Source organism: Arthrobacter sp. 10L430 (assembly GCF_056395245.1).
Genome location: NZ_JBFTJD010000028.1, coordinates 28,431 through 51,906, shown reverse-complemented (window position 1 = coordinate 51,906; position 23,476 = coordinate 28,431). Strand labels below are relative to the sequence as shown.

General features: G+C 66.3%; 26 protein-coding genes. 15 read left to right on the top strand and 11 right to left on the bottom strand.

The genetic code is table 11. The annotated features are described in order from the left end of the window. Nucleotides 1-21: 21 nt before the first annotated feature. The 3 genes from AC1DDG_RS18755 to AC1DDG_RS18745 all read left to right on the top strand — a co-directional run bounded on the left by AC1DDG_RS18755 (nt 22) and on the right by AC1DDG_RS18745 (nt 1,631). A complete protein-coding gene (locus AC1DDG_RS18755; RefSeq protein WP_230121306.1) occupies nt 22-381 on the top strand; it encodes a non-heme iron oxygenase ferredoxin subunit in 360 nt (119 codons plus the stop codon). A 104-nt stretch (nt 382-485) separates the two neighbouring features. Continuing rightward, entirely contained in the window at nt 486-1,283 is a 798-nt protein-coding gene (gene sufC, locus AC1DDG_RS18750; protein WP_230121305.1) for a Fe-S cluster assembly ATPase SufC, read from the top strand. A 12-nt stretch (nt 1,284-1,295) separates the two neighbouring features. After that, nucleotides 1,296-1,631: a metal-sulfur cluster assembly factor gene (locus AC1DDG_RS18745; RefSeq protein WP_476877242.1), complete on the top strand. Its 336-nt coding sequence runs from the start codon at nt 1,296-1,298 to the stop codon at nt 1,629-1,631. Between the two features lie 48 nt (nt 1,632-1,679). Here AC1DDG_RS18745 and ypfJ read toward each other — a convergent pair whose 3' ends face one another. Next, the gene (ypfJ, locus tag AC1DDG_RS18740; protein ID WP_230119549.1) at nt 1,680-2,576 is read right to left on the bottom strand and encodes a KPN_02809 family neutral zinc metallopeptidase; all 897 of its coding nucleotides are present in this window, start codon (nt 2,574-2,576) and stop codon (nt 1,680-1,682) included. A 60-nt stretch (nt 2,577-2,636) separates the two neighbouring features. Between ypfJ and AC1DDG_RS18735 the strand changes: the two genes are divergently transcribed. Both AC1DDG_RS18735 and AC1DDG_RS18730 read left to right on the top strand, forming a co-directional pair. Then, entirely contained in the window at nt 2,637-4,085 is a 1,449-nt protein-coding gene (locus tag AC1DDG_RS18735; protein ID WP_476877241.1) for a class I adenylate-forming enzyme family protein, read from the top strand. A 10-nt stretch (nt 4,086-4,095) separates the two neighbouring features. Beyond that, the gene (locus AC1DDG_RS18730; protein WP_476877240.1) at nt 4,096-5,301 is read left to right on the top strand and encodes a thiolase family protein; all 1,206 of its coding nucleotides are present in this window, start codon (nt 4,096-4,098) and stop codon (nt 5,299-5,301) included. Between the two features lie 22 nt (nt 5,302-5,323). Here the strand turns inward: AC1DDG_RS18730 and AC1DDG_RS18725 are convergent, their stop codons facing one another. From AC1DDG_RS18725 to AC1DDG_RS18715, 3 genes are read right to left on the bottom strand one after another with little or no spacing between them, the layout of a single operon-like run. Continuing rightward, the gene (locus tag AC1DDG_RS18725) at nt 5,324-5,950 is read right to left on the bottom strand and encodes an energy-coupling factor transporter transmembrane component T family protein (protein WP_230119546.1); all 627 of its coding nucleotides are present in this window, start codon (nt 5,948-5,950) and stop codon (nt 5,324-5,326) included. Continuing rightward, nucleotides 5,947-6,696, bottom strand: a complete 750-nt coding sequence (locus AC1DDG_RS18720) for an energy-coupling factor ABC transporter ATP-binding protein (protein ID WP_230119545.1) — start codon at nt 6,694-6,696, stop codon at nt 5,947-5,949. Before AC1DDG_RS18720 ends, AC1DDG_RS18725 begins: the two co-directional genes overlap by 4 nt. Continuing rightward, complete coding sequence (locus tag AC1DDG_RS18715; RefSeq protein WP_230119544.1) at nt 6,693-7,412, bottom strand: biotin transporter BioY; 720 nt, start codon at nt 7,410-7,412, stop codon at nt 6,693-6,695. Before AC1DDG_RS18715 ends, AC1DDG_RS18720 begins: the two co-directional genes overlap by 4 nt. 289 nt (nt 7,413-7,701) lie before the next feature. On the opposite strand from AC1DDG_RS18715, the gene AC1DDG_RS18710 reads away from it, so the two are divergent. Both AC1DDG_RS18710 and AC1DDG_RS18705 read left to right on the top strand, forming a co-directional pair. Further along, the gene (locus tag AC1DDG_RS18710) at nt 7,702-9,300 is read left to right on the top strand and encodes an ABC-F family ATP-binding cassette domain-containing protein (protein WP_230119543.1); all 1,599 of its coding nucleotides are present in this window, start codon (nt 7,702-7,704) and stop codon (nt 9,298-9,300) included. Nucleotides 9,301-9,368: 68 nt separating this feature from the next. After that, nucleotides 9,369-9,650: a VOC family protein gene (locus tag AC1DDG_RS18705; protein ID WP_354962160.1), complete on the top strand. Its 282-nt coding sequence runs from the start codon at nt 9,369-9,371 to the stop codon at nt 9,648-9,650. A 160-nt stretch (nt 9,651-9,810) separates the two neighbouring features. On the opposite strand, the gene AC1DDG_RS18700 is transcribed toward AC1DDG_RS18705, so the two are convergent. From AC1DDG_RS18700 to AC1DDG_RS18685, 4 genes are read right to left on the bottom strand one after another with little or no spacing between them, the layout of a single operon-like run. Next, nucleotides 9,811-10,311: a YbaK/EbsC family protein gene (locus AC1DDG_RS18700; protein ID WP_230119542.1), complete on the bottom strand. Its 501-nt coding sequence runs from the start codon at nt 10,309-10,311 to the stop codon at nt 9,811-9,813. Next, nucleotides 10,295-11,173 (bottom strand): SURF1 family cytochrome oxidase biogenesis protein, encoded by an 879-nt coding sequence (locus tag AC1DDG_RS18695; RefSeq protein ID WP_476877239.1) that lies wholly within the window; start codon nt 11,171-11,173, stop codon nt 10,295-10,297. The genes AC1DDG_RS18700 and AC1DDG_RS18695 overlap by 17 nt, the downstream gene beginning before the upstream one ends. Next, nucleotides 11,174-11,437 carry a hypothetical protein gene (locus AC1DDG_RS18690; protein ID WP_230119540.1) on the bottom strand — a complete coding sequence of 88 codons (264 nt, stop codon included), beginning with the start codon at nt 11,435-11,437 and terminating at the stop codon, nt 11,174-11,176. It abuts the gene before it with no gap. Further along, a complete protein-coding gene (locus AC1DDG_RS18685; protein WP_476877238.1) occupies nt 11,434-11,871 on the bottom strand; it encodes a DUF3099 domain-containing protein in 438 nt (145 codons plus the stop codon). Before AC1DDG_RS18685 ends, AC1DDG_RS18690 begins: the two co-directional genes overlap by 4 nt. 139 nt (nt 11,872-12,010) lie before the next feature. On the opposite strand from AC1DDG_RS18685, the gene AC1DDG_RS18680 reads away from it, so the two are divergent. The 3 genes from AC1DDG_RS18680 (at nt 12,011) to AC1DDG_RS18670 (ending at nt 14,684) form a co-directional block, all read left to right on the top strand. Then, nucleotides 12,011-12,736: a beta-ketoacyl-ACP reductase gene (locus tag AC1DDG_RS18680; protein WP_230119539.1), complete on the top strand. Its 726-nt coding sequence runs from the start codon at nt 12,011-12,013 to the stop codon at nt 12,734-12,736. Between the two features lie 190 nt (nt 12,737-12,926). Beyond that, the gene (locus AC1DDG_RS18675) at nt 12,927-13,679 is read left to right on the top strand and encodes an SDR family oxidoreductase (RefSeq protein ID WP_230119538.1); all 753 of its coding nucleotides are present in this window, start codon (nt 12,927-12,929) and stop codon (nt 13,677-13,679) included. A 159-nt stretch (nt 13,680-13,838) separates the two neighbouring features. Beyond that, nucleotides 13,839-14,684 carry a VOC family protein gene (locus tag AC1DDG_RS18670; protein WP_476877237.1) on the top strand — a complete coding sequence of 282 codons (846 nt, stop codon included), beginning with the start codon at nt 13,839-13,841 and terminating at the stop codon, nt 14,682-14,684. A gap of 30 nt (nt 14,685-14,714) precedes the next feature. Here the strand turns inward: AC1DDG_RS18670 and serB are convergent, their stop codons facing one another. Further along, a complete protein-coding gene (gene serB, locus AC1DDG_RS18665) occupies nt 14,715-15,620 on the bottom strand; it encodes a phosphoserine phosphatase SerB (RefSeq protein WP_230119536.1) in 906 nt (301 codons plus the stop codon). Nucleotides 15,621-15,741: 121 nt separating this feature from the next. Between serB and AC1DDG_RS18660 the strand changes: the two genes are divergently transcribed. The 3 genes from AC1DDG_RS18660 to AC1DDG_RS18650 are packed head-to-tail and all read left to right on the top strand — an operon-like array spanning nt 15,742 to nt 18,148. After that, nucleotides 15,742-16,527: an ABC transporter ATP-binding protein gene (locus tag AC1DDG_RS18660; RefSeq protein ID WP_230119535.1), complete on the top strand. Its 786-nt coding sequence runs from the start codon at nt 15,742-15,744 to the stop codon at nt 16,525-16,527. An 18-nt stretch (nt 16,528-16,545) separates the two neighbouring features. After that, nucleotides 16,546-17,331 carry a sulfite exporter TauE/SafE family protein gene (locus tag AC1DDG_RS18655; protein WP_230119534.1) on the top strand — a complete coding sequence of 262 codons (786 nt, stop codon included), beginning with the start codon at nt 16,546-16,548 and terminating at the stop codon, nt 17,329-17,331. Between the two features lie 7 nt (nt 17,332-17,338). After that, complete coding sequence (locus AC1DDG_RS18650) at nt 17,339-18,148, top strand: TrmH family RNA methyltransferase (protein ID WP_476877236.1); 810 nt, start codon at nt 17,339-17,341, stop codon at nt 18,146-18,148. A gap of 140 nt (nt 18,149-18,288) precedes the next feature. On the opposite strand, the gene AC1DDG_RS18645 is transcribed toward AC1DDG_RS18650, so the two are convergent. Continuing rightward, nucleotides 18,289-19,050, bottom strand: coding sequence for a VOC family protein (locus AC1DDG_RS18645; protein ID WP_476877235.1), 762 nt, complete (start codon nt 19,048-19,050; stop codon nt 18,289-18,291). Between the two features lie 293 nt (nt 19,051-19,343). Between AC1DDG_RS18645 and AC1DDG_RS18640 the strand changes: the two genes are divergently transcribed. Next, complete coding sequence (locus tag AC1DDG_RS18640) at nt 19,344-19,601, top strand: type B 50S ribosomal protein L31 (protein ID WP_028267311.1); 258 nt, start codon at nt 19,344-19,346, stop codon at nt 19,599-19,601. Nucleotides 19,602-19,684: 83 nt separating this feature from the next. After that, the gene (locus AC1DDG_RS18635; protein WP_230119531.1) at nt 19,685-20,779 is read left to right on the top strand and encodes a lipoate--protein ligase family protein; all 1,095 of its coding nucleotides are present in this window, start codon (nt 19,685-19,687) and stop codon (nt 20,777-20,779) included. 50 nt (nt 20,780-20,829) lie between these two features. Here the strand turns inward: AC1DDG_RS18635 and pepN are convergent, their stop codons facing one another. Further along, on the bottom strand, nt 20,830-23,472 hold the full coding sequence (pepN, locus tag AC1DDG_RS18630; protein ID WP_230119530.1) for an aminopeptidase N: 2,643 nt from the start codon (nt 23,470-23,472) through the stop codon (nt 20,830-20,832). Nucleotides 23,473-23,476: the final 4 nt, after the last annotated feature.

Below are 23,476 nucleotides of genomic sequence, written 5' to 3'. Positions count from 1 at the left end.
CCGGAAAGTACAGGACAACGGATGACCGAACAGCCAAAGGGCGAGCTCGTCTGCAACGCTAACGAGATCCAGCTCAAGCAGGCCCTGCGGATCCTGATCGACGACTACCCGGTCGCGATCGTCAAGGACTCCATGGGAGAGATCCACGCGATCGGCGACACCTGCTCGCACGCGGACATCTCCCTCTCGGAGGGCGAGATCGAAGGCTGCGCCATCGAATGCTGGGGCCACGGGTCGCAGTTCGATCTGCGCACCGGCGAACCGCTTCAGCTGCCGGCGTACGACCCCGTACCCGTGTTCGCGGTGGAGATCGTCGGAGACGAGGTCTACGTGGACTTCACCAACGTCCTTAACGGCGCCGAGGCACCGAACTTCAGCTAGCCACGGGCCTGCTTCCGAGCCCGGCCTGTACCAGAACTTAACAACTTCCAGACCAAAGACCGCACCGCAGCCGCAACGGCACGGTGCAGAGGAGAACAAGACACATGTCTACTCTTGAGATCAAGGACCTGCACGTCAGCATTGACACCGAGCAGGGCACCAAGGAGATCCTGAAGGGCGTCAGCCTGACCATCCGGACCGGTGAGACCCACGCCATCATGGGCCCCAACGGCTCGGGTAAGTCCACTCTCGCCTCCACCATTGCCGGCCACCCGCGCTACAAGGTCACCGGCGGCACCATCACGCTTGACGGCGAAGACGTGCTGGCCATGAGCGTCGACGAGCGTGCCCGCGCCGGGCTCTTCCTGGCCATGCAGTACCCGGTGGAGGTTCCCGGCGTCACGATGACCAACTTCCTGCGGACCGCGAAGACCGCCATCGACGGCCAGGCACCTGCGCTCCGAACCTGGACCAAGGATGTCAAGGCCGCCATGCAGCAGCTGCGCATCGATGCCGACTTCGCCCAGCGCAACGTCAACGAAGGCTTCTCCGGCGGCGAAAAGAAGCGCGTGGAGATCCTCCAGCTGGAACTCTTCAAGCCCAAGTTCGCCGTGCTTGACGAGACCGACTCAGGCCTGGACGTCGACGCCCTGAAGATCGTCTCCGAAGGCGTCAACCGCGCCCACGCCGAAGGCAACATGGGCACCATGCTCATCACCCACTACACGCGCATCCTGCGCTACATCAAGCCTGAGTTCGTCCACGTCTTCGTTGACGGCCAGATTGTGGAAGAAGGCGGCCCGGAGCTCGCCGACCGCCTCGAAGAAGAAGGCTACGACCGCTACGCCACGGGCGCCGGGGCAGCCACGATCGCTGCCGCTGCCGCCGCAGCGCAGGCCTAGTTAGGACACGCCATGACAGAAATCGACGCAGCCCGCACAGGGCTGGAGGATGTCGAAGAGGCACTCAAGGATGTCATCGACCCCGAACTCGGGGTCAACATCGTGGACCTCGGGCTGCTGTACGGCCTGAAGTACTCGGAGGATGATGGCGCCCTACTGATCGACATGACGCTCACCACAGCGGCCTGCCCGCTGACCGACGTCCTCGAGGAGCAGGTCGGCAAGGCGCTGGACGGCGTCGTGGACGAGTGGCGCCTGAACTGGGTATGGATGCCGCCATGGGGTCCGGAGCCACCTTCCCAGCGAAGGTGGCCGGCCGCCGTCGTACCCTCATCGATTGCTCCGTAAGTGCCCTTCTCAAGCCTCAGAACGGCACTTACGGAGCAACCGATTGGATTAGAGGGTGGCGGCGCTGAAGGTGTCGCACTGGTTGATGTCGCCGGTCTTGTAGCCCTGGTAGTACCACTTCTGCCGCTGGGCGCTGGACCCGTGGGTCCAGCCCTCGGGCGAGACCCGGCCCGTGGCTGCCTTTTGGATGCGGTCATCGCCGACTGCGGACGCGGCAGAGAGGGCGTCGTTAAGGTCCTTCTGCGTAAGCGGCTCCAGGAACGGCTTGCCGGTTTTGGGATCCTTCTGCGTGGTGGCGTATCGGGTCCAGAGGCCGGCGTAGCAGTCGGCCTGCAGTTCAACGCGGACGCCACCCGACTGGGCACCCTGCGGATCCTGCTGAGCCTTGTCCAGGTCGCCCAGGATGTTCTGGATATGATGGCCGAATTCATGGGCCACGACGTATTCCTGCGCCAGCGGGCCACCCGACGAGCCGAAGCGGTCCACGAGTTCCTGGAAGAAACCGGGGTCGAAGTACGCCGTGGTGTCCGCGGGGCAGTAGAAGGGGCCTACTTCTGAGGTGGCCGCGCCGCAGGCGGTGCCCGTGCCGCCGGTGAAAAGCACCGTCTTGGGCCGGGGGTACTTGACCTTGTAGTCGGCCAGATACGCCGGCCAGAACGCGTTGAGGCTGGTCACTGTTCCGGTGATCCTGCAATCGAGCCGTCTATCGGCGTCCGTACCGAGTTTGCATTCCGTGGGCGCCGTTCCCTGGCTCTGGCCGGGCTGTTCCTGCCCCGAGCCGACCAGTCCTTCGAGGAGCCCTGGATTGATGCCGAACAGCGCAGCCAGAAGCAGGATTACGCCGCCCCCGATGCCACCCCCGATTTTCGGTCCGCGGCCCATTCCGCCGCCCCGCCGGTCTTCCACTTGGGATGAGTCTATTTCGACTCCGTCATTGAAGCTCATGTTGTCACAATAGTCGTCTGCAGCATGGGTGCAGCCGGTTCCGCCGGTAAAGTTAGTCCGATGCCTTTTCTCAACAGACTCCAGCGCTGGGCCGATGAACGCCCCGACGACACCGCCGTCGTCGTGGCGGGCAAGCGGCTCAGCTGGTCCGGTCTCCGCGACGAAGCGGAGGCCATTGCCGCCGGCGGCGCTGCCGAAATCACGGTGCTCGCCGAACGGAATTCCACGCACTTTGCGGTCGCCTTCGCCGCCGCTGTAGCGGGTGAGCGGCAGTGCGCAGTTCTCGATCCAACATGGCCGGAGCAGTTGCGGGCGGAGATAGTTCACCGGTTGGGACCAGCCGCTGAAGCGGTCCCCGGAAGGGCGGGCGCAGCGGCGGGGGCGCCAGCCGCGGACGGGCGGCTTGCTGACGGGCGGCTTGCTGACGGTGATCCGGAGTCGTCCTTCCTGATCGGCCTGACCTCCGGCACCACTTCCGTTCCCAAGGCGTTTACCCGTTCCAGGCGCTCCTGGCAGCAGTCCTTCGAGGCCTCCATGGAGTTCTTCGGCCTCAGCCAGGAGGACAAAACCCTTGCCCCGGGGCCGCTCGCGGCGAGCCTCAACCTCTATGCCCTGGCCGAATGCCTCTACGCGGGCTCGGAATTCCACACACTCGAGTCCTTCGACGTCGGCGACGTCCACGCCGCCATCAGCCACGACGGCATTACCCGGCTGGTGCTGGTCCCCACCATGCTCCGACTGTTCAGTGAACGCGGGCTGACCGGCTGTGTTGACGCCTCCGGCCTGCGGAGCATCATCTGCGCCGGTTCAAAGCTTGACGCCCGCACCCTCGAAGCAGCCCGCCGGTGGGCGCCGAACGCCACCATCTTCGAGTACTACGGCGCGTCGGAGCTGAGCTTCGTGTCCGGCACCGGCCTTCCGGCCGGCAGGCCGCTGGACGCCGGTGGAACCGGCATCGGCCGGCCGTTTCCCGGCGTCGACGTCAGGATCATGGACGACGCCGGCGATGTCCTTCCCGACGGGGCTGCAGGGAACATCAGCGTCCGGAGCGGCATGGTCAGCAACGGGTACCTGTGGGGCGACGACGGGCAGGCGCTCCGGTGTTTCAACGGCTGGTTCACAGTGGGGGACCAGGGGTATCTGGAGAACGGCGAGCTGCACATCCTGGGCCGGCGCGCAGACATGATCATCACGGCCGGCAAGAATGTCTACCCGCACGAAGTCGAGCTGGCCCTGGCTTCCGTTCCCGGCGTGGCGTCGGCCGTGGCGGCCGGCATGGACGACGACGTCCGTGGCCAGCGCGTGGTGGCCGGGATCGTCCCGTCGCACGGCGGGGTCACCGCCACCCAGCTCAAGACCGGTCTCGAGGAAATCCTGCCGAAGGACAAGAGGCCGCTGCAGTATTTCGCCCTTGCCGAGCTTCCGCTGACGGACCGTGGAAAGATCAGCCGCCGCGTCATGCTCGACTGGATCACCGCCCGCGACTCCCGCGTCCGGCGCCTTGTCTGAGTCGGATCGCGTGTCTGAGGCGGGCACGACAGAAACGCAGGCGCAGCAGCCCCTCCCGGCTGAGCGGCAGCCGGTCATCATCGCCGCGTTGCGCACGCCCCTTTGCCGGGCAAACGGCGCCCTGAATCGGCTCCGCGCCCACGAACTCCTGGCGCCGGTGCTGGGCGCGCTGCTGGCCCAAAGCGGGATCGGGGCTGCTGAAGTGGCCGACGTCGTCATCGGCAATGCGGTGGGCGGCGGCGGCAACGTGGCCCGGCTGGCGGCCCTTGAGGCAGGCTTCCCGGTCACTGTCCCGGGCCTTACCGTCGACCGGCAGTGCGGCTCCGGCCTTGACGCCATCGTCCTCGCGTCACGGCTCGTTGCGGCGGGTGGCGGCGGCTTGTATCTGGCCGGGGGAGTGGAAAGCATCAGCACCGCGCCGCTGCGCGCGCACCGGGACGACGACGGCGTTCCCGCCTTTTTCAGCCGGGCCCAGTTTGCGCCGCACAGCATGGGCGATCCGGACATGGGGGTGGCCGCTGAGAACGTGGCAGCCGAGTTCGGCATCAGCCGTTCGCGGCAGGACGACTTCGCGCTGCGCAGCCACCGCAGGGCTGTTGCCGCCGCCGCAAACGGCGCCTACGACCGGGAGATCGTCCCGCTGGAGGCGGCTGCCGGCAGGGTGACAGCCGACGACGGGCCCCGGCCCCGGCTCAGTGAGTCCCTGATGGCGAGGTTTCCGGCTGCCTTTGTGGAATCCGGGACCGTCACCGCCGGTAACTCCTGCTTCGACGCGGACGGCGCTGCCGCCGTCGTCATCACCTCGCTGGCGCGGGCACGGGAACTGGGCGCGGCTGATGGGCTGGCCGTCCTGGGAACTGATACAGCCGGGGTGGAGCCGCGGCTCCTCGGCATCGGCGCCGCATCAGCCGCAGAGCGGCTGCTGGCAGCGCGGGGTGAGACGGCCGACGTCGTGGACCTTGTGGAATTCAATGAGGCGTTCGCCTCCCAGACGCTGGCATGCATGGACCGGCTGCGCATCGATCCGCAGCGAGCCAATGCCGACGGCGGTGCTCTGGCGCTCGGCCATGCGTACGGGGCATCCGGCGCCGTCCTGGTCACGAGGCTGCTGGCCCAGGCCCGCCGCACTCCGGATCAGGAGAAACTCGCTCTCGCGATGATCAGCATTGCCGGGGGCATGGGAACGGCTGCCCTGTTCAGGTACGCCCGGCTCTAGGCCGCAGGCAGCACGGCCGGAGTCAGTCGTCCTCGGGTTCACCCAAACCGCGGGCGGCCAGGGCATCACCGGTGTGGCGAGCATAGGCAACGGTGGTGATAAACACCGGCAGGACCAGCGCGCGCGGGTTGCGTTCCAGGCCGCGGGCGCGCGCCGAGTCACGGACGTCCGCGTAGGCCCCGGCGATGAAGGGGATGCTGCGCAGCATGATCGCGATGGTAAGGGCAAACCGTTCGGGATCCGCCCCGAAGCGCGTGAACGGCCGGGCAAGGGACACCACTCCGTCCAGGAGCCGCTGCAGCGGTGTGGTTGCCGTCAGCAGCGATGCCGCCACGACGCATAGCAGGACGTTCAGGACGATGCGTGCCGCCACGGGCGCCCCAAGCTGCCACCACTGGAACACGCCGATGGCCAGCAGCACCGGAAGCAGCGGGCGGACAGCGCGGAAGAGGCGGGCCGGACCCGCGCCGCTCAGCAGGAACAAGGCGCACATCAGGGTGAGCGCGGCGGCCGCCAGCCGCCAGTCGACAATCAGGAACGAGGCCATGCCGCAGCCCACCACCAGAAGGAACTTCAGCCAAAGGGGAGTGCGGTGGATCAGGGACCTGCCTGCCACGTAGTTGGCGAGCAGGAAGCCGTGCCCCCTCACCTCGCATCCCCACTGCCCGCGCCCCCACTGTGCGGGACCTCAAGGCCAGCGGCGCACAACGAGCGGTAATGCGCGACGGCGGCGGCAGCATCGCCGTCGAAAGCTATCCGGCCGGACTCGACTACCAGGACGCGGTCCATCTCGAGGGCGAGCTCAAGGTCATGGGTGGACATGACGATTTGCTGGCGGAGTCCCGCGATCGTGCGCCGCAGCAGTTCACGGTTCCGGAGGTCCAGAAGCGTGGACGGTTCGTCCAGGACCAGTACGTCGGGTTCCACCGCGAGTACCACCGCCAGCGCCAGCAGCTGCCGTTCGCCGCCGGAAAGCTCGTAGATGCTCTGGTCCGCCAACGGCAGGAGGCCGAAGCGGTCCAGCGCGGCGTCGGCCCTTTCGCGGCGTTCGGTTCCGTTCCTGACCGAGCGCCGGAGGGACAGTTCAACGTCCTCCCTGCCCGTCGGCATGACCAGCTGGGACAGGGGATCGGTGAACACGAAGCCAACCTGCTGACGGATGGACCGCACTTTCCGGACGGTGTCCAAACCGTTGACGGTGACCGTTCCTTCGGTGGGCGCGACGAGGCCGTTCAGGAGCCGGAGGAGGGTGGACTTGCCGGATCCGTTGGCGCCGATAACGCCGATCCGCCGTTCGGCGAGGCTGAGCGTCACGTCCTGAAGCAGCACCTTAGGGTCCGGGTGGCCGTCGACGGCCACCCGGACACCCACGGTGCTGAGGGAGATCAGGCTCACGGCTGGTTGGAGGACTGCTGCCCGGAGGGCGCCGCGCTAGAAGGAGCTGCGCTTGAAGGAGGTGCCGTTGAGGGAACCACGCTGGACGCGCTTGGGGAACCCAGCGGCCGGACGCGGCGGGCAAGCAGGTCCGGAAAGGCCTTGTGCAGGGCCAGCGCCACCGTGACGGCGAGGACGTTCTTGATGATGTCGCCCGGGTAGAAGGGGAGGTCGGCAAGGAAGGCCTTGGACAGGTCCAGCTTGGCGTTGACCATCATGCCGAGCACGCCGAGCGCGTGCACGACGACGATGCTCGTAACCATGGCCGCGGCGAAGAGGAACACGCCGCGGTACTTGAGCGTGCGCCGTATAACGATGGCTGCGAGCCAGCCGACGACGGCGGCGGCCAGTGGGAAGCCGATAATGTAGCCGGCCGAGGGGCCGGCCAGGATGCCCAGCCCGCTGCGGCCGCCGCTAAAAATGGGGAGTCCGGCGAGTCCCAGCAGGGTGTAGAGCCCCACGGCGGCGAACGCCCTGCCCGGTCCGAGCGCCAGCCCGGTGAGCATCACGGCGAGGGTCTGAAGCGTGATGGGAACGCCCAGTCCGCCCACGGGAATCGCGGCTACGAGAGCGGAGGCGGCCACCAGGGCGGCGAAAACGGCGATGAGGCCGAGGTCGGTGGCGTTCCAGCGGCTGCGTTTCTTCACGCTGGCGGCGGGGGGACGGGTCTGGGTCATGGGAGGTCCTGTCGGAGAGATACAAACAATTATCGGCTGATGTTGACGTTACTGGCCCGGAGATAGGTGCATTTTGTAGCTGTTCTACAAGGGAGGCGTGCCGGGCCTTAGCGCTGGGCACAAAAGCCCGCGCCCAGCGCAGTCAGGCGACTGTGTTCGTGCCGGTTATGCAGGGCGCCCGAGGCCGGTAGACTTGTATAGGCCGTTCTCTCGGCCGCACCGCCCCGGCACCCACAAGTTACGATCCGCTGTGCCGCTGCGTTCCCTGTTGTGAAAGGCCTTACCTGCTTTGATTACCGTCCAGGATCTTGAACTGCGCGCCGGCGCCCGCCTCCTTATGGACCAGGTGAGCTTCCGGATCGACAAGGGAGACAAGATCGGCCTCGTGGGCCGTAACGGTGCAGGCAAGACCACGCTGACCCGGGTGCTCGCGGGCGAGGGCCTGCCCGCCGGCGGCAAGGTTTCCCGCAGCGGCGAGATCGGCTACCTGCCCCAGGATCCGCGCACGCCGGACATGGAACAGCTCGCCCGTGACCGCATCCTGTCCGTCCGCGGCCTGGACGTCGCCGTCAGCAAGCTCCGCGTGGCACACGAAGAGATGGCCAGCGAGGACGCCGCCGTCCAGCGCAAAGCCATGAACCGCTACGACCGGCTGGAATCAGAGTTCCTGGCGGCAGGCGGCTACGCGGCAGAGGCCGAGGCTGCGGCGATCTGCTCCAACCTCGCCCTGCCGGACCGGTTGCTGAACCAGCCGCTGAAGACGCTTTCCGGTGGCCAGCGCCGCCGCGTGGAACTCGCCCGCATCCTGTATTCGGGCGCCGAGACAATGCTCCTCGATGAGCCCACCAACCACCTCGACGCCGATTCGATTTCTTGGCTTCGTGAGTTCCTCAAGAGCCACCAGGGTGGTCTGATCGTGATCAGCCACGACACGGAACTGCTCGAAGCCACCGTGAACAAAGTCTTCCTGCTCGACGCCAACCGCGCGCAGATCGACTTCTACAACATGGACTGGAAGCGCTACCTCCAGCAGCGCGAAACCGACGAGCGAGCCCGCAAGAGGGAGCGCGCCAACGCCGAGAAGAAGGCCCAGGTCCTGTTCGACCAGGCCAACAAGATGCGCGCCAAGGCCACCAAAGCTGTCGCCGCCCAGAACATGGCCAAGCGTGCCGAACGGCTCCTCGGCGGGCTCGAGGCAGTCCGCGAGACCGACCGTGTGGCAGCCCTGCGTTTCCCGGATCCCTCGCCCTGCGGCAAGACCCCGCTCACCGCGGACGGCCTCAGCAAGTCCTACGGCTCGCTGGAAATCTTCACCGATGTGGACCTCGCGATCGATCGCGGCTCCAAGGTGGTCATCCTGGGCCTCAACGGCGCCGGCAAGACCACGCTGCTCCGGATGCTCGCCGGCGTCGACAAGCCTGACACCGGCGAAGTCATTCCCGGCCACGGCCTGAAGGTGGGTTACTACGCCCAGGAACACGAGACGCTCGACGTCGACCGGACCGTGCTGCAGAACATGCGGTCCTCCGCCCCGGACATGAACGACTCCGAAGTGCGCGGAATCCTCGGCTCGTTCCTGTTCTCAGGCGACGACGTCGACAAGCCCGCCGGTGTGCTTTCCGGCGGTGAGAAGACGCGTCTGGCGCTGGCCACCATCGTCGCCTCGAGCGCAAACGTGCTCCTCCTCGACGAGCCCACCAACAACCTCGACCCCGCCAGCCGCGCTGAAATCCTTGGCGCCCTGAGCAACTACACCGGCGCCGTCGTGCTGGTAAGCCACGATGAAGGCGCCGTCGAGGCGCTGAACCCCGAGCGCGTCGTGCTGCTGCCCGACGGCGTGGAGGACCACTGGAACGAGGACTACCTGGACCTCATCACGCTGGCTTAGCAGGCCTCCTGTTCGCAATGGCTCCCTGGTTTCGGGTCATCCTCAAGAGGCCAGCATTGCGCCGCAGGATGGGGACCTGGCCTTCCATCGATGTGATCGCTGTGCCCGAAGGCAAGACCATCAAGAACCGGCTGCATTTCGACCTGCCGGCTGACGGCGTGTCCACTTCCGAGGAGCTCGAGCGCCGGCTCGCCCTCGGCGCACAGACGTGGGCCAGGGCCCGGAAGTCAGTTGGGTGGTACTCGGTGATCCCGAGGGCAACGAGTTCTGCCTGCTGTCCCGATCCGTCCAGGACGTCGAAGATCAAGGTTGAATGGTGCCGGACCGGGCTTGAAAAAGCTCATGGTTGAACGGGGCCGGCGCGCGTAGAATTTAGGCAGGCCGGCGGCGGCACCTGAGCAGCTCGTGTCCCCCATGCCTGCTGGCTCAGCCCAGTCCGCCGCCGGCCCCGGGGCGCACATCAAGAAGCGTCGGGCCGGAAGGGCCGGCTGCGGTCCGCCGAGGCCGGTCCTACCGCACCCGTATCGCATGGGCTCCGGTGATTCGCTCAAGCTCCTTGTACGTGATCGAGAACATCGAATGGTGGTCTCCCGCCCCGGCCCAGAGCACGGGGTGGGCTGCCAGCGATGCGTCCAGGAGTGTCCGGATCCTCTGCGGATGGCCCACCGGGGCCACGCCGCCGACTTCCTGTCCGGTGTGTTCCAGGACGAAGGCCGGGGTTGCGCGGCGGACCTTTCCGGACCCCAGCTGGTCTGAGACGTAGCCCGTGTCAACTCTGGCCGCGCCGCTGGCCAGGATGAGTAGGGGAGCGCCGTCTAGTTCGAACACCAGGCTGTTGGTGATAGCAGCGACGTCGCAGCCGAGCGCGGCAGCCGCGGCGGCCGCCGTCGGGACTTTGCCTGGCAACACCGTGACAGTGTCGCGTGCACCTGCCTCGGTGAGGGCGCGCCGTACGTTGGCCACAGGATCGGAAGGAATGTCCTTGCTCCTGCCGTCAGTATCCCTGGGCATCCAGGATCGCGTCTTCCTCTTCTTCGGCCGTGGCGCGCTTCCGTTTCCGCGGTACGGGCGGACGACGGCGGGCTCCCGCGGCGGTGTGGCCAGTGTCACCGGCGGCGCCGGAAGTCGCAGCGTCTTCGGCGTCAATCGCTGCGTTCCGGGCCTGCTGGCGCGCGGCGTACCCGAAGCCGACGAACATCAGGATGCCGAACGCGAACCACTGGAGCGAGTAGGAAAGGTGTGTGCCTTCTTCGACCGACGGCATCGGGAACGCCTGGGGCATCTCGGCAGCCGGCGGCGTTTCGGAGGCGAGCTGGCCATAGGCGCCGGTCAGGAGCGGATATCCGAGTTGGGCCGAGTACGCCGGCAGGTCGATGGAGGGGAGCTGCCCGTCCGGGGCGCCGCGCTGCAGGGCCGGTTCACCGTGCTTCAGCCGCACCACTGCGGTAATCTGCCCGGACGGCGGCGCCGGAACCGAATCCGGGTGCCCTGGATTGTTGTTGCCGATCGGCAGCCAGCCGCGGTCTATCACGACGGTTTCGCCGGAGACCAGCCTGAACGGCACCACGACTTCGTAGCCCGGCTGGCCGTTCAGGGGGCGGTTGCGGACGATGCGCTGCCCCGCGGAGTCGTAGCTGCCGCGCAGCTCCACCTGCGTCCACTCCTTGGACGCATCGAGCTGCCGGAACTGGTTTTTTGCGTCCGAAAAGCTGATCGGCGCGGCCGAATAGTTGGACGTGACCCGCTGGATTTCAGCCAGGGTTTCCGCGCGGCGGTCCATCTGCCAGCGGCCCAGGAACACACAGCCGGTGGCAAAGACCGCAGCCAGCAGGAGATAGCCCAGCCACTTGCTGGAGAACAGGAACCGGTACATTCAGCTGTTCCCGCCGGTTGTTGAGGCGGCGTCGAGCGGGACAGTTTCCTTCCACAGCCCGCGCGTCTGCAGATAGTCTTCCAGCCATTCCTTGTGCCCACCGCACGCCAGCCACACTTTGCGGCGGTCCGGAGTGTGGATCTTCGGGTTGTTCCAGAGCAATTGCCACGACGCGTCTGCGCGGCAGGCTTTACGTGAGCACATGGCTGCGGAGGCCGGGCCGGCGGTCTCGCCCGCACCGCCGCCCAGGTTGAAAATGTTCATGAAGCTTTCTGTCCCCGGCCGTCGTCGTCTTCTTCATCGCTGATCAGCTCGCCCTGCAACACCGTTGGCGGCTCTCCCTCGGCGTCACCCTCCCAGGCGATGCCGGATGCTTCCAGTTCAGCGTACGGTGTGTAGTCGAGGAGCGAGTCGCTGTGGATTTCGGCCTGGTCGGAACCGTTGGCGATCACCACGGCGATCCATGGCAGGAAGACCGCACCCGCCACAGCCACGAGCTTGAGCCAGCCATCCACCACGAAGATCAGGATGAGGCAGACCATGCGGATCCCCATGGCCACCGCGTACTTGATCATGCGATCCCGCATGTCCTCGGAATGCGCTGCAGCGGCGTCCGTAATGCTGTGCACCTCCGACTGACCGGATGCGGTGCCAGGCTTCTCGGGCATCGGCTGTCCGGGCTGGTGGTGGGTTGTCACGGCTGTCTAATCACGCTCCAATGGCTTACCTAATTCTCTCACCATCCGGGGGAGCCGCCCAAACGGGCGCTAAGATCGGAGGCAGTCAAAAATCGAGCCACCACAGCGGAGCCAGGCTTCGCAGAAATCCGGAGTACCCATGTCTGAAGCAGCCGCCCCGGCCCGCAGCGTCCTCATCACCGGCGGAAACCGCGGCATCGGCCTCGCCATTGCCGAGGCCTTCCTGGCCAACGGGGACAAAGTGGCTGTGACCTACCGGAGCGAATCCAAGCTTCCGGACGGCATCCTCGGGGTCAGGGCCGATGTGACCGACGAAGCGTCCGTCGACGCCGCGTTCACCGAGGTCGAGAACGCGCACGGCCCCGTTGAGGTGCTGGTCGCGAACGCCGGCATCACCAAGGACACCCTGCTGCTGCGCATGAGCGAAGACGATTTCACCTCAGTGATCGACACCAACCTCACCGGCGCGTTCCGCGTCATCAAGCGTGCCTCCAAGGGCATGATCCGGCTGCGCAAGGGACGCGTGGTCCTCATCTCCTCGGTCTCCGGTCTTTACGGCGCACCGGGCCAGATCAACTACTCCGCCTCCAAGGCCGGACTCGTCGGGATCGCCCGCTCCCTCACCCGCGAACTCGGCTCGCGCGGCATCACGGCGAACGTTGTGGCGCCGGGCTTCATCAACACCGACATGACGGCAGAGCTGCCCGAGGCTACCCAGAAGGACTACCTCTCCAAGGTGCCGGCGGGACGATTCGCAGACGCCTCCGAGGTGGCCAACGTTGTCCGGTGGATCTCCAGCGACGAGGCGTCGTACATCTCCGGCGCCGTCATCCCGGTCGACGGCGGCCTCGGGATGGGCCACTAGGAGCCGGACGCTCACGCTGCGCCCCCACCCCGGGGACCAACGCCCTGCCGGCGGTGTCCAACAGAGCGTCGGCCGGACTACCTGCCCCGGGCTTCTTTGTGGAGGTCAAACAAAGGAATTGGGAGTGTGCGCTGGCATGATTGACTGCAGACCTACAGCAATTTAGACGTTTCGAACAAAGGGAGCTCGTATGGGCCTGCTGGACAACAAGACCGCCATCGTGACCGGATCCTCGCGGGGAATCGGTGCCGAAGTGGCCAAGAACCTCGCCGGCGAGGGTGCCGCCGTCGTCGTCAACTACCGGCAGAAGGCGCCGCGCGCCAACAAAGTCGTGGCCGGAATCGAAGCCGCGGGCGGCCGTGCGGTGGCAGTCGGTGCGGACCTGACCACCCAGGAAGGCGTGCAGGCACTCGCCAGTGCTGCCATGGAAAACTTCGGCTCGCTGGACGTTCTGGTGCTCAACGCATCGGGCGGCATGGAGTCGGGCATGGAAGAGGGTTACGCCCTCAAGCTGAACCGCGACGCTCAGGTCAACATGCTCAACGCCGCCGTTCCGCTCATGAAGGAGGGTTCGCGCGTGGTGTTCGTCACCAGCCACCAGGCCCACTTCATCAACTCAGTGGCCACCATGCCGGAGTACGAGCCGGTTGCCCGCAGCAAGCGCGCCGGCGAGGACGCGCTCCGTGAACTGCTGCCCAACCTGGCAGACAAGGGCATCTCACTGGTGGTCGTTTCCGGGGACATGATCGAAGGTACCGTGACGGCGACCCTGCTGGACCGCTCCAACCCGGGCGCCATCGAGGCCCGTCGCGCGGAAGCCGGCAAGCTGTACTCCGTCGAAGAGTTTGCTGAAGTGGTAGCGGGCATGGCAACTGCCGACGTCGAGTCCGGCCACACGGAATATGCCGGCGGCGCCGACTACTTCGGCAAGAGCGCCGAGTAGCGATTCCCGGTCTCCCTGGAGAGCCGGTTCTCCAGGCGACGGCACTAATCACGAAGAGCTCCGGGCAGTACGCCTGCCCGGAGCTCTCTTCTGTGACTGAGGCTCTTTCGGGGCGTCGAGGCGTTGTCCGAGGAGCCCGCGCGGCTTAGGGTCTTATGCATGGAACAGCAAGGAGAGGCGGCCCGCCGGAGCTACCCGTCGGGTGTCCCGTGCTGGGTGGACACCCAACAGCCTGATGTGGAGGCCGCCATGGTGTTCTACGGCGGACTCTTCGGGTGGGAGTTCGAGGACACGGCCCCGCCCCGTGCACCTGATAGGTACGTAATAGCCAGGCTCGACGGCCAGGAGGCTGCCGCGATCGGCGGACCCGGAACCGGCGCCCCCGCCTGGAACACGTACGTCTCCGTCGAGGACGCGGACGCCGCCGCGCGCCACCTGTTGTCTGTTGGCGCAACACTGAAATCGGCTCCTGCCGATGCGGGCTCAGGAAGCGTGCAGGCGGTGCTGGCCGACCCCGACGGCGCCGAGTTCCGTATCTGGCAGGCCCGGGAGCGGCCCGGTGCCCAGGCGGTCAACCGGCCTGGCGGGTGGAACTTCAGCGACCTCCACACAACAAACATCGAGGCAGCGGTCGCCTTCTACACCAAGGCTTTCGACTGGCAGTTCGACTCCCTCGATTTCGGAACGATGATCCGCTGCCCCGGGTACGGTGACCACCTCGAGGCCACTGTCGATCCCGACATCAGGGCTCGCCAGTCGGGGGACGCCGTCCCCCGCGGTTTCGAGGACGCCGTCGGCTGGCTTGTCTCCGCGGGCCCCGGCGAGCGGCCGCGGTGGCACGTGACGTTCACTGTCGCAGACCGGGACCGGACGGCCCACGATGCAGAGCGGCTGGGCGCCGACGTCCTGCGGCAGGAGGACACCGCATGGACGCGTACGGTCCTGATCCGGGATCCCGGAGGAGCGGTGTTCACGGCGAGCCAGTACGCGCCGCCGTCCGGCTGAATCGAGCCAGCCAACGAGCGTTTCTGCGGCTCAGACGCCGGCGATGTGCCGGACGGCGTCGAGATACGGCATGTTCACCGCGGCATCCGCCACGGCCCGGACAGCAGGCTTGGCGTTAAAAGCAACGCCGATTCCGGCTGCCCCGAGCATGTCCAGGTCGTTGGCGCCGTCGCCCACGGCGACAGTGTGCTCCATCGCGACGCCTTCCGCGGCGGCCCATTCGCGCAGGTACTTCTCCTTCGCGGCACGGTCAATCACGGCACCAAGCACTTTGCCGGTGAGGGCGCCGTCGACAATTTCCAGCTCGTTGGCGATCCAATAGTCCAAGCCAAGATCCTCGGCGATGGGGCGAAGTATCTGGTTGAAGCCGCCGGACACCACTGCCACCACATGGCCCGCGGCCTTGAACGCCGCCACCAGCTCCGCGGCGCCCTCGCTGAGTTTCACTTCAGCGCGCACGGAATCGACGACGGCGGCCGGCAGCCCGGCGAGCACGGCCACCCGGGCGTGGAGGCTTTGGGCGAAGTCCAGTTCCCCCCGCATGGCGGCTTCGGTGACCGCAGCTACTTCGTCACGTTTGCCGGCGTAGGCGGCCAGCAGTTCGATGACCTCCTGCTGGATGAGCGTGGAGTCCACGTCCATGATGAGGAACTTCCGCTCTGCCGTCCTCAGTTCCGCGGGCACGATGGCCGTATCCACGCCGTCACGGCCCGCCTGCTCCTTCGCCGCGGCCACGCGGTGCCGGAGGCCAGCGATGTCCGCCGCGGAGCCGGACGGCACCGCAAAGTTAACCGTGCAGACGTCATAGCGGCCGTTTTCGCTGCGGGAAGCCGCCTCAAAATCCGTGCCGGAGCCGGCCAGCAGGGACCTGAGATTTTCCGGTTCCGAGGGGGACAATTTCACGCCGTAGCTGACCGCAGTCACGTTCGAAGTCATGGCTGCAATCTTAGCGAGCGCATCCGTGGCCCCCGAATTCGTTTCGGCGGCTGCGGGTGCGGGTCAGGGAACAGCGTTCCAGTTATCAGTCGCACCCTGTTTTGTCCTAGTGTCTACTCCTATGAGTGATGTTCTTGAAATGGCCGCCGTCAGCGTTGTCCGCGGAGCCAAAACGCTCCTGAGCAAGGTGGACTGGCAGGTCCAGGAAGGCGAGCGCTGGGTGATCCTCGGACCCAACGGCGCCGGCAAGACCACTCTGCTGCAGATCGCAGCCGCCCGGCTTCACCCGACAAGCGGCATGGCCGGCATTCTCGAGGAGATCCTCGGCGCCGTTGACGTCTTCGAACTGCGGCCCCGCATCGGTCTGTCCTCAGCCGCGCTGGCCAACCAGATCCCGGAGCACGAGACGGTGCTCAACGTTGTGGTCACGGCCGCCTATGGCGTCACCGGACGCTGGCGCGAGGGATACGAGAAGGACGACGAACGCCGCGCCTTCGCCCTCCTGAATGAGTGGGGGATGGGGCCCTTGCTGAACCGTTCCTTCGCCTCGCTTTCCGAGGGCGAGCGCAAACGTGTCCAGATCGCACGCGCGCTCATGACCGACCCCGAACTGTTGCTGCTGGACGAGCCGGCCGCCGGACTGGACCTTGGCGGCCGCGAGGACCTGGTCCACCGCCTGAGCGAACTGGCCCGCGACGAGGACGCTCCCGTCATCGTGCTCGTTACGCACCACCTGGAGGAAGTCCCCCCGGGCTTCACCCACGCCATGCTCATGCGCGACGGCGGCGTCGTGGCTTCCGGTGCCGTCGAGGAGGTCCTCACCTCCGGCAACCTGAGCGAGACCTTCGGCCTGCCTCTGGATGTCGCGGTCAACGCCGGGCGTTACACCGCAACTGCCCGCCGCTGACGGGTCGGCCGGGGCAGCGTGGAGTTTTTCAGCGGCATCCTTGTGTTCTTTGCCGGCCTGTGGGCCGGCACCATCAACAGCGTGGTGGGCTCCGGCACCCTGGTCACCTTCCCGGTTCTGATTGCTTTGGGACTGGCGCCGGTGACGGCCTCCATGAGCAACGCCATGGGCCTCGTGGCCGGAGGCGCGGCCGGCGCGTGGGGCTACCGCCGTGAGCTCGAAGGACGCGGCCGGCAGCTGCTGAAGATGCTTCCGGCTTCTCTGCTCGGCGGCATAACCGGCGCGTGGCTCCTGCTCCATCTCCCCGAGAAAGTCTTCCACTATGCGGCGCCGGCCCTGATTGTGCTGGCCCTGCTGATGGTCGTGTTCCAGCCCCGGCTGCAGCGCTGGGTACGCAACAGGGAAGAGAATCCTGAGCATGCCCTCCGGGACAAGCACCACGGTGTCCTCCTTGTGGTGCTCGTCTATCTCGCCGGCGTCTACGGAGGTTACTTCGTTGCCGCACAGGGAATTCTGCTGGTCGGCATCCTTGGTGTCTTCATGACGGGGACGATCCAGAACGCCAACGCGATGAAGAACATCCTGGTGCTCGGGGTCAATCTGATCGCGGCCACGTCCTACATGCTCTTCGCCTTCGACCGGATCAACTGGACCGTGGTGGCAATCATCGCCGTGAGCTCGCTCATCGGCGGCCTGGTCGGCGCCAAGGTGGGCCGCAGGCTCTCGCCGCCTGTCCTGCGCGGCATCATCTTCGCCCTTGGGCTCGTCGCTCTTGGCTTCATGATCGCCAATCTGCTGAAATAATCGGCCGGTGACTTTCCACTATCTCGAAACCGCCGAAGACCCGCGCGTCTCGGATTACACCCAGCTGACGGACGTGCACCTGCGCAAGGTCCGTGAGCCGGCCGAGGGCATGTACATCGCGGAATCTTCCAGGGTGCTCCGTCGGGCACTTGCAGCGGGCCACCGGCCCCGGTCGTTCTTCCTCGCGGAAAAGTGGCTTCCGGACCTTGCGGACGTCTTCGAGCAGTATCCGGAGGTTCCGGCTTATGTGGGCAGCTCGGTGCTCCTCGAGGAGATCACCGGCTTCCACCTCCACCGGGGGGCCATGGCGGCCATGCACCGGCCCGCGCCGGTTCCGCTCCCCGAACTGCTCGCCGGTGCCCGCCGGGTGGCGGTGCTGGAAGACATCGTGGACCACACGAACGTCGGGGCCATCTTCCGTTCCGCGGCGGCACTGGACGTGGACGCCGTCCTCGTGTCTCCCCGCTGCGGGGACCCGCTGTACCGGCGCAGCGTCCGCGTGAGCATGGGTACGGTGTTCCAGGTGCCCTGGGCGAGGCTGCACAGCTGGCCACAGGACCTTGGCCTGCTCCGGGACCAGGGCTTCACGGTGGCGGCCATGGAACTCACACCGGACGCTGTGAATCTCAACGAGCTTGCTGCGCGCAACCCGGAAAGGCTTGCGCTGGTGCTGGGAACGGAGGGTGCCGGCATGAGCGCAGAGACGCTGGCCGCCGTCGACCTCGCCATAAAGATCCCCATGCGCACCGGAGTCGATTCGCTGAACGTGGCGGCCGCATCCGCCGTGGCCTTTTGGGAGCTGCGGCCCCGTAATTGATCGCCGGGCAGTCGAGCGCTGCAGCAGCTCCTGCACGTCGAACCTCGAGCTCATCGCGCCCACCCGGGTTGGTGCCGAGGGTCCCAAAACGTGCATGTGTCATGAGTCCATCCCTCGCGACGGCCCCATATACGGCACGCTCAGCTGGCGGCTGCGCTGACCGCGATGAAGCCGCCTTGAGGGTCGCCGATCACCGCGCTGCGAAATCCCGGGGTGTTTATTGGGGCCATCAAGATGGTGCCCCCAAGGGCGACAGCGTGCTGGGCGATGGCGTCCGCGTCGTGGACGGAGAAATTGACGCTCCAATGTGGCGGGACCGCGACGCCGTCCGTCGCCGTCACGACGGCCACGACTCGCTCTGAGCGTCGCCACAGCGAGAAGGCAGCGTCCGGCACCGACTCGAGCTCCCAATCGAACACAGCGCCGTAGAATGCCTGCGCTCGCTCGACGTCCGTCGTGTGCAGCGAGCTCATCGCCCACGAGTTCGGCTCGTTGGCTACCTCAGCGCCGTCCCTCTCGCCAGCCTGCCGCACGCAGAACTGGACGCCGGTGGCGTCGGCGAGGACAGCAATGCCGCCGTCCGAGCCGCCACCAAATGGTCCTGCCAGGCACGTGCCTCCCGCTTGTTCGGCACGTGCAAGGGTCTGGGCGACGTCGCTGACACGCACGTGGGTGTTCCACACCGGCGGGGATAACTGTGGCGCCTGGCCGATCCCGGCCACCAGCCGGCCGCGGAGGCGCGCGGCGAAGTAGTCGCCCTCGAGGCCGGTCGGCATTGGGGTGGGATCATCGAAACTCCAGCCGAAGAGCGGGCCGTAGAAGTCCATGGCGGCCCGGGGCTCCGGCTGGAACGTGTCGACCCAGCACGGCGCGCCGACTGAGTTGATTTCTCGCGTTGTCATTGAAGTGCCCATCTGTTCGTGGAAATCTTTTCGATGAGTTCGGCCAGGTACGGCGGTGTTGTTGTGTCCTGTTGCAGCGTATTGGAGCAACGTTGTGACTGCTAGCGGAACAGGGCTCCTGCTCGACTGAGTCCGTGTGCCGGCCCGGCCATCGGTTCGTCACTGCATCGCGGATCCGCTATGATTGATAGCTGGTTGCACTGCGTCTTTTGCTTGCCTTTGATGCAGACAGCGGCCATCCCATTCATACCTGGCAACTGGCAAAATCCAGTTGTGCGAACAAAGGTCCCATTATGAAGTCTGATATCCACCCGAAGTACGAAGCTGTTGTTTTCAACGACCTGGCTTCCGGCGTCAAGTTCCTGACCAAGTCCACCGTGTCTTCCAAGAAGACCATCGAGTGGGAAGACGGGAACACCTACCCGGTCATCGACGTCGAAATCTCCTCCGAGTCCCACCCGTTCTACACGGGCAAGCAGCGCATCATGGACTCTGCAGGCCGCGTCGAGCGCTTCAACGCTCGCTTCAAGGGCTTCGGCGGCAAGAAGTAACTTACTTCTCCCCAAGGTTCTTTGGAAAAGCCCGCACCGGGAACGGTGCGGGCTTTTTGCGTTTGTGGGGCAGGATGGAAGGCATGACTGCCACGCCATATTCTGCAAACGACGGCGGTGCCCCGCGCCTTCATGGCGAGTACAAGGTTCCGGGCGGCAAGCTCGTTGTGGTGGACCTCGACGTCGTCGACGGCACCTTTGCCGGCATCTCCCTCAGCGGCGATTTCTTCCTCGAACCCGACGAGGCCCTGCCCGACATCAACGCAGCGCTGGAGGGACTCCCGGAAAGCTCGACGGCGCCCGAGATCGCCGCCGCGGTGGAGGCAGCCCTGCCGCCGGGCGCCGTGATGTTCGGCTTCTCGGCGGATGCTGTGGCGGTCGCCGTCCGCCGGGCACTGTCCAAGGCCACCGCCTGGTCCGACCACCATTGGAACATCATTGCCCCCACGGTGTTGCCCACACACCTGAATGTGGCGCTGGACGAGGTCCTGACCGAGGAGGTCGGCGCCGGCCGGCGCAATCCCACGGTCCGCTTCTGGGACTGGGAGGAGCCGTCTGTGGTCATCGGCAGCTTCCAGTCCTTCCGCAACGAGCTTGACCCCGCCGGTGTGGCCAGGCACGGAATCACGGTGGTCCGCAGGATCAGCGGCGGGGGAGCGATGTTCATGGAGGCCGGCAACTGCATCACCTACTCGCTGTACCTGCCACAGACGCTCGTGGACGGCATCAGTTTCGCCGACTCGTACGCGTTCCTGGACGCGTGGGTGATGGCCGCCCTGAAGCAGCTCGGCATCGACGCCTTCTATGTGCCCCTGAACGACATCGCCACGGACCAGGGCAAGATCGGCGGGGCCGCCCAGAAGCGGCTCGCCAACGGCGGCATGCTGCACCACGTCACCATGAGCTATGACATCGACGCCGACAAAATGGTGGAAGTGCTGCGGATCGGCAAGGAGAAACTGTCAGACAAGGGAACCACCAGCGCCAAGAAGCGGGTGGATCCGCTGCGGCGCCAGACCGGATTGGCTCGCACAGACATCGTGGCCGCCATGATGGACGTGTTCGCCGGACGGTACGGAGCCACGCCGTCGGAGATTACTGCGCAGGAATTCGAGACGGCACGCGCGCGGGTTGCCGCGAAGTTCGGCACCGACGAGTGGCTGCACCGCGTGCCATAGGTATCCATCGAGTGCTCCATAACTGCCCTTCTGGGCGCTCAAAACGGCAGTTACGGAGCAACCGATGGTGTTTTCGAGGCGGACTGGGCGGTGAGCGCCCGGTGGAGGTGGCTTCGCTGCTCGATGATGATGCGGCGCAGCGCCCGGGGCGCGTCCCTGTGGTCAGCCAGCCAGGCGTCAGTCCGCACAATGACCGGATGTTCGTCGGGGGAGCCGGCACCTGGAAGAAGGTCACGGGACCCGGGGTAGAACCCGCGCACAATCCGGCTGGCGATCTCGATGCTCCGCTCCGCCCAGACCGCTTCCAGACAGCCGAAGTACGGCTCCACGAAGGGGTCCAGCAGGTCTGCCGGGCCGGTATTGAAGCCGGCGATGGTGGCGCTGAGCAGCTGGTTGGACAACCCTGTGCCGCGCACTGCGGCCTCCCACGCCGCTGCCTTGACCGCGGCCTCGGGCCGGGCTGCGAGCGCCGTGGCATGTCCGGCCCGTCCGGACGCCGTGGTGTCCCGTGCCAGCTCGCCGTCCAGCTCGGCAACGCTTGCCTGGCCGTGAGCGGCCAGGGCATGCCACAGACTCCAGCGGAGCTCGGCGTCCACGGCGAGTCCAGGCACCACGGTGGCGCCGTCAAGCAGGCTGCGGAGCACTGGCAGCTGGCTGCCGTCCGTGCGGCTGAGTGTGGCGAGCGTGCGTGCCCAGGCCAGCTGCTGGTCCGAGCCCGGCTCCGCTGCGCGAAGTTTCCCGGCTGCCGCGGCGGCAAACGCCGCCCGCAGGGCATCACGTTCGTCTGCGGGGACGTAGTGATCCAGCGCCGTTGAGGCATTTCCCAGAATGTTCAGGAGCACGCCGATTCCCGTTTCGGCCGGGGCAAATCTGCGGACGGCGTCCACGTACAGCGCCGCAGGTGTTTCACCGTCCCGGGCGGAGTTCCACAGCGCAGTCCAGCACAGGGCGCGGGCCATCGGATCGGCGATTCGGTCCAGCGATGCACGCACCGTGGCTTCGGAGACCGGATCCAGCCGGACTTTGGCGTAGCTCAGATCCTCGTCATTCACCAGCAGCAGGGCCGGCCGGGCCTTGCCGCCCAGTTCAGCCACCGGCTCCGAGGCCCCGGGCAGGTCCGTCTCAACCGAATCAGTGCGCACCAGCATGCCGGCGTCGTCGAAGTTGTACAGTCCGATCCGCAGGCGGTGCGGCCGCAGCTCGCTCCGGCCGGTGGCGGGGTCCATCGCTTCCTGCAGCAGGGTGACCTGCTCCATCGTGCCGTGGCCCGGTGCGTCGTCGGCAAGCTCCAGCTCGACCCGGAGCGTGGAGATGCCGGACGTCTGGAGCCACTGCCTGGCCCATACCGTCAGGTCCCTGCCCGACGCCTGGCTGAGTGCACCCAGAAGGTCAGCCAGTGTGGTGTTGCCGTACTCGTGGCTCCTGAAATACTGCCGGGAGCCGGCGATGAACGCGTCAAAACCGACGTAGGCCACCAGCTGCTTCAGGACGGACGCGCCCTTGGCGTAGGTGATGCCGTCGAAGTTCTGCTTGGCCGCCTCAAGGTCGGGGATGTCCGCAACGATCGGGTGGGTGGTAGGCAACTGGTCCTGGACGTAGGCCCAGGCCTTGCGGTTGTTCGCGAAGTTCACCCAGGCCGTGTCCCATCCGGTGGTCCGGTCCACACCGAGTGTCCCCATGTAGTCCGCGAAGGACTCCTTCAGCCACAGGTCATCCCACCACTGCATGGTGACCAGGTCACCGAACCACATGTGGGCCATTTCGTGCAGCAGCGTGTTGGCGCGGCCCTGGTACTGCGAATCGGCGGCCCGGGAGGCGAAGACGTAGTTCTCCGTGAAGGTGACCAGGCCTGGGTTCTCCATGGCTCCCAGGTTGTATTCGGGCACAAATGCCTGATCGTACTTCCCCCACGGGTACGGGTAGTCGAACAGGCTGTTGAAGAACTCCAGTCCCTGCTTGGTGAGCTGGAACAGCTCGGCAGTGTCAAAGGATTCCGCCATGGAGGCCCGGCAGTAAAGTGCCAGCGGCACCTCAAGCCGCGTGCCGTCGTCGGAGGTTCTGCTCCACAGATCCTGCGCCTTGAAGTAGGGGCCTGCCAGAACGGTGGTGATGTAGGTGGACATCGGCAGTGTGGGAACGAAGTCCCAGCGGCTCGCTCCGGCGTCGTCCGCCAGCGGGAGCCGGGCCGCCTCGGCCCCGTTGGAGGCCACGTGCCATCCGGACGGGGCGGTGACGTGGAAGGTGAAGGAGGCCTTGAGGTCCGGCTGTTCAAAGTTTGCGAACACCCGGCGGGCATCGGCGGGCTCGTACTGGGTGTACAGGTAGCACTGGCCGTCCGCGGGATCGAAGAACCGGTGCATGCCCTCGCCGGACCGGCTGTAACGGGCGGTTCCTGTGACCGTCACCGTGTTCTCGGCCTGCAGTTCGTCCAGCCGGATCCGCGAACCGTCCACGATCCCGGCCGCCGGCAGTTCGGTGCCGTTGAGGACCACGCTCTGGACGTCGCCGATGAAATCCAGGAATGTCGATGTTCCCGGTTCGCGTGCCGAAAAGGTGATGGTGGTCCGGCTGGTGTAGCCGGCCGCGTCCTGATCGGGCGCGTTGCGGACGTCGAGGGAGACGTCGTAGCCGTGGGTGGTGATCAGTGCTGACCGTTCTGCCGCTTCATTGCGCTGGAGGTTCTCATTCGACACTCCG

Bases quoted from the DNA above. Each gene is read 5' to 3' on its own strand.
- AC1DDG_RS18670 (WP_476877237.1), top strand. From the start codon at position 13,839: ATGGAACAGCAAGGAGAGGCGGCCCGCCGGAGCTACCCGTCGGGTGTC.
- AC1DDG_RS18660 (WP_230119535.1), top strand. From the start codon at position 15,742: ATGAGTGATGTTCTTGAAATGGCCGCCGTCAGCGTTGTCCGCGGAGCC.
- AC1DDG_RS18690 (WP_230119540.1), bottom strand. From the start codon at position 11,437: ATGAACATTTTCAACCTGGGCGGCGGTGCGGGCGAGACCGCCGGCCCG.
- AC1DDG_RS18675 (WP_230119538.1), top strand. From the start codon at position 12,927: ATGGGCCTGCTGGACAACAAGACCGCCATCGTGACCGGATCCTCGCGG.
- AC1DDG_RS18700 (WP_230119542.1), bottom strand. From the start codon at position 10,311: ATGCCCAGGGATACTGACGGCAGGAGCAAGGACATTCCTTCCGATCCT.
- ypfJ (WP_230119549.1), bottom strand. From the start codon at position 2,576: ATGAGCTTCAATGACGGAGTCGAAATAGACTCATCCCAAGTGGAAGAC.
- AC1DDG_RS18645 (WP_476877235.1), bottom strand. From the start codon at position 19,050: ATGACAACGCGAGAAATCAACTCAGTCGGCGCGCCGTGCTGGGTCGAC.
- AC1DDG_RS18705 (WP_354962160.1), top strand. From the start codon at position 9,369: ATGGGGACCTGGCCTTCCATCGATGTGATCGCTGTGCCCGAAGGCAAG.
- AC1DDG_RS18715 (WP_230119544.1), bottom strand. From the start codon at position 7,412: ATGACCCAGACCCGTCCCCCCGCCGCCAGCGTGAAGAAACGCAGCCGC.
- AC1DDG_RS18635 (WP_230119531.1), top strand. From the start codon at position 19,685: ATGACTGCCACGCCATATTCTGCAAACGACGGCGGTGCCCCGCGCCTT.
- AC1DDG_RS18680 (WP_230119539.1), top strand. From the start codon at position 12,011: ATGTCTGAAGCAGCCGCCCCGGCCCGCAGCGTCCTCATCACCGGCGGA.
- AC1DDG_RS18745 (WP_476877242.1), top strand. From the start codon at position 1,296: ATGACAGAAATCGACGCAGCCCGCACAGGGCTGGAGGATGTCGAAGAG.
- AC1DDG_RS18735 (WP_476877241.1), top strand. From the start codon at position 2,637: ATGCCTTTTCTCAACAGACTCCAGCGCTGGGCCGATGAACGCCCCGAC.
- AC1DDG_RS18695 (WP_476877239.1), bottom strand. From the start codon at position 11,173: ATGTACCGGTTCCTGTTCTCCAGCAAGTGGCTGGGCTATCTCCTGCTG.
- AC1DDG_RS18640 (WP_028267311.1), top strand. From the start codon at position 19,344: ATGAAGTCTGATATCCACCCGAAGTACGAAGCTGTTGTTTTCAACGAC.
- sufC (WP_230121305.1), top strand. From the start codon at position 486: ATGTCTACTCTTGAGATCAAGGACCTGCACGTCAGCATTGACACCGAG.
- AC1DDG_RS18755 (WP_230121306.1), top strand. From the start codon at position 22: ATGACCGAACAGCCAAAGGGCGAGCTCGTCTGCAACGCTAACGAGATC.
- serB (WP_230119536.1), bottom strand. From the start codon at position 15,620: ATGACTTCGAACGTGACTGCGGTCAGCTACGGCGTGAAATTGTCCCCC.